4 protein-coding genes are annotated in these 3322 nt (G+C 44.5%); all 4 read right to left on the reverse strand.

Annotated elements, in window-relative coordinates; genetic code table 11:
* Window positions 1-143: 143 nt before the first annotated feature.
* The 4 genes from K2I50_RS08745 to surE all read right to left on the reverse strand — a co-directional run bounded on the left by K2I50_RS08745 (window position 144) and on the right by surE (window position 3104).
* On the reverse strand, window positions 144-668 hold the full coding sequence (locus tag K2I50_RS08745; RefSeq protein ID WP_301025938.1) for a nitroreductase family protein: 525 nt from the start codon (window positions 666-668) through the stop codon (window positions 144-146).
* A 28-nt stretch (window positions 669-696) separates the two neighbouring features.
* Window positions 697-1653, reverse strand: a complete 957-nt coding sequence (locus K2I50_RS08750) for a glycosyltransferase family 2 protein (protein WP_301025939.1) — start codon at window positions 1651-1653, stop codon at window positions 697-699.
* A gap of 20 nt (window positions 1654-1673) precedes the next feature.
* Entirely contained in the window at window positions 1674-2234 is a 561-nt protein-coding gene (locus tag K2I50_RS08755) for a DUF4199 domain-containing protein (protein WP_301025940.1), read from the reverse strand.
* Between the two features lie 84 nt (window positions 2235-2318).
* Window positions 2319-3104, reverse strand: a complete 786-nt coding sequence (gene surE, locus K2I50_RS08760) for a 5'/3'-nucleotidase SurE (RefSeq protein ID WP_301025941.1) — start codon at window positions 3102-3104, stop codon at window positions 2319-2321.
* Window positions 3105-3322 lie beyond the last annotated feature (218 nt).

Below are 3322 nucleotides of genomic sequence, written 5' to 3' on the forward strand. Positions count from 1 at the left end.
AACGGAAATCGAATACAACGTTGTGTACGAATAGAATCCGGCCAACTGTATGGAACTCTTATAATCGGTACATCCGGAAGAGTTACATCCCGTCAGTAAGACCAGTCCAAAACCGGCAGCAAATATAACTTTTGCCTTATATTTCAATAAGTGCCCCATTTTACTACCTGATCAAAAGGCTTGCGATTTTTCATAGGCACCGGAGCTGTAGAATCAGGATAACCTAAAGGAATTATCGCAACAGGCTCGATGCCTTCCGGCAATCCGAGATCGACAGTCAGGCGTGCCGCATCAAAGTTGCATATCCAACATGTACCAAGATTCATGGATGTTGCGGCAAGACATATGTGCTCTACAGCAATGGCCACGTCAATATCGGTATGGTCTTTCCCGTCGGTAGGACGCTTCCAGGCCTCGTCATGCCGTCCTAAAGCCACAATAAACACCGGGACATTCTTTACCCAGTCGCGGCTATAGCAGTCTATTACTTTACCACGCAGAGGGTCTGTGTCAATCACAAGAAATTCCCAAGGCTGACGGTTGCATGCCGAAGGTGCAAGGCGAGCCATATCAAGAACGGCGGCAATCAGGTCGCGGCCAACAGGTTTGTCAAGATACTGGCGGCAGCTGTAGCGCTGCTTAACCAGATTATATAATTGAGGATACATAATCTATTTATTAATTAATATAGTTAATTTACAACCCGATTTCTTCTTCTATCTCATAATGATTACGTCCCGGAGAATTCCTTACGACAAGTTCACCAATAAATCCTGCGAGGAAAAGCTGAGAGCCAAGTATCATTAATGTAAGAGCGAGATAAAAGTATGGAGAATCGGTCACAAGTCGATAATCAAGGCCATGATGCATATTGTAAAGTTTGGAGAAGCCTACAACAGCTACAGCGATAAAGCCGAGCAAAAACATCAGCGAGCCAAGCAACCCGAAAAGATGCATCGGTTTAACGCCAAACTTAGACGTAAACCACAGTGTCGCGAGGTCAAGGTATCCATTGACGAAACGATCAAGTCCGAACTTTGAAGACCCGTATTTACGTGCCTGATGATGAACAACCTTTTCTCCAATCTTGTTAAACCCGGCATTCTTAGCAAGATAAGGAATATAGCGATGCATATCGCCATAAACCTCAATATGTTTTATTACTTTTGACCGATAGGCCTTAAGCCCGCAATTGAAATCATGCAGATTATGGATGCCGCTTACCTTGCGTGCGGTAGCATTAAAGAGTTTGGTCGGGATTGTCTTTGACAAGGGATCGTAGCGTTTCTGCTTCCATCCGCTTACAAGGTCGTAGCCCTCTTCTGTAATCATCCGGTATAGTTCCGGTATTTCATCCGGGCTGTCCTGAAGATCTGCATCCATAGTTATCACCACATCGCCTTTAGCTCGGGCAAAGCCGGTATTCAGGGCTGGCGACTTTCCATAATTACGGCGGAAACAGACCCCACGAACTGACGGATTCTTTTTGGAAAGGCTCGAGATTACCTCCCATGAATCATCGGTAGATCCATCATTAATGAAAAGTATCTCATAAGAGAACCCATTATTTTTCATAACTCGGTCAATCCATGACTCAAGTTCGGGAAGGGACTCTGCTTCGTTATATAGAGGTACTACGACAGATATGTCCATAGACTTAATTATATTAAATTTTATTTCTTTTGGTTATGAGCTTTAGGGTTCACCTTTGTCAACTGAACCAACCATGACATAATCATCGATAGAATCGACCCGGAAAACACAATCAGCCACAACATATCGACAGTAAGTTCGATGGGTTTAGGCAAGAGTTTCTGATCGCGCGCTGCGGTCAGCATGTCAGCTGCATCCTGTGCCTGCTGCATATCCATGGATGAATACATGTCGATTAGAATGTCAATCCGATTGTCAAAAAAAGTCGGGTCAATCCAACGCATATATATCATTGCGACAATCGATGCAATCAAGCCGCCGAAAAAGAATATTGAGATACCTTCCATCCACAGAGATGAGAATATGGTAGTCCCATTATCGGACACATAGCTTTTTCGCAACATAAAATAGATGCACGGAGGCACTCCGATAATCATAAGCAACCCAATCAAGGCGCATACCGGACTGCTTACCGAATATGATGTGACGAAAAACAGGATCGACAGGTAAATGCCGAACCAGGCACCCCAATCAGCGCCACGCTTATATGGTGATTGTGATTTTAGAGTAGAAGAGTCCATACAGGCACAAAGTTACTCATTTTATTTATATGCCACTCACCTTTCATTGAATTTGCATCGAGCAAGTTTAAACAGGATAGCGGCTCAATCCTCAAAAAGTGATTTTATAGCCGACATATCGGCATAAGCAGTCTGATCAGGACGGCACGGCACTACTGAGGCATATCCACGGTCGGTCCAATAAAGATCGGTGTCGGAGGCATCCGGTTCGGTATTATGAAAACGTCCTGTGAGCCAATAATATGGTCGGTTGTGAGGATCGGTATACTCTGCGTATTCTTCAGTCCAGTATCCTTCGGCTGCGCGTGCAATCTTTATGCCTGCGACTTTGTCACATTTGGGGATATTCACATTCAGACACACACCTTTGGGCAATCCGTTTTCAATCACACGGGTTACAACTTCGTCTACGACAGGCGCACATGCCGCAAGCGATGCATTCTCATCATGGCTGTGGTAGGAAAAACCTATTGAGTCCGCCCCCAATAGACACCCTTCGAATACTGCCCCCATTGTACCGGAATACAATGCATTAATCGCAGAATTGGATCCATGATTGATACCGGAAAGGAGAATATCAGGACGTTTATCACCAAGGACAACATGCACTGCGAGCTTGACACAATCAACCGGTGTGCCGTTGACACTATACATTTCCGCACCATTATAGTCAGGCAGACGGGTGATACGCAATGGCGAATTTACCGTGAGAGCCGACGACTGTCCGCTACGTGGGCCATCGGGCGCAACGGCTATGATACGTCCGCGTCCCGCTACATAGTCAATCAGACGGTGTATGCCCGGCGCATTGATTCCATCGTCGTTAGACACAAGAATCACAGGCAGTTTGTCTTTGTTTATATTGTTCATAATCCAATTATAGCAAAACTAATATTAATATCTGTATTCATGAAGTAGAGTGGACCTCTACAATTATTCTGCGAATATAGCAATTTTTCGGAAAAGCATCTTGATAAAGTCTGAGAGATTGTCTAAAATATAGCAATCCAACATTAAGAGCTTGTTTAATAATAAATGTTACCGTCAGGGCGGTCATTCGTCGAGCAGATTTTCGCTTGTGATGAGGG

The sequence above is a fragment of the Muribaculum sp. genome (genome assembly GCF_029051885.1).
In the GTDB taxonomy this organism is placed as follows: domain Bacteria; phylum Bacteroidota; class Bacteroidia; order Bacteroidales; family Muribaculaceae; genus Muribaculum.

What these genes read in the sequence shown, in the direction of transcription:
- K2I50_RS08745 (WP_301025938.1), bottom strand. Translation starts at nt 668, where the DNA reads ATGTATCCTCAATTATATAATCTGGTTAAGCAGCGCTACAGCTGCCGC.
- K2I50_RS08750 (WP_301025939.1), bottom strand. Translation starts at nt 1,653, where the DNA reads ATGGACATATCTGTCGTAGTACCTCTATATAACGAAGCAGAGTCCCTT.
- K2I50_RS08755 (WP_301025940.1), bottom strand. Translation starts at nt 2,234, where the DNA reads ATGGACTCTTCTACTCTAAAATCACAATCACCATATAAGCGTGGCGCT.
- surE (WP_301025941.1), bottom strand. Translation starts at nt 3,104, where the DNA reads ATGAACAATATAAACAAAGACAAACTGCCTGTGATTCTTGTGTCTAAC.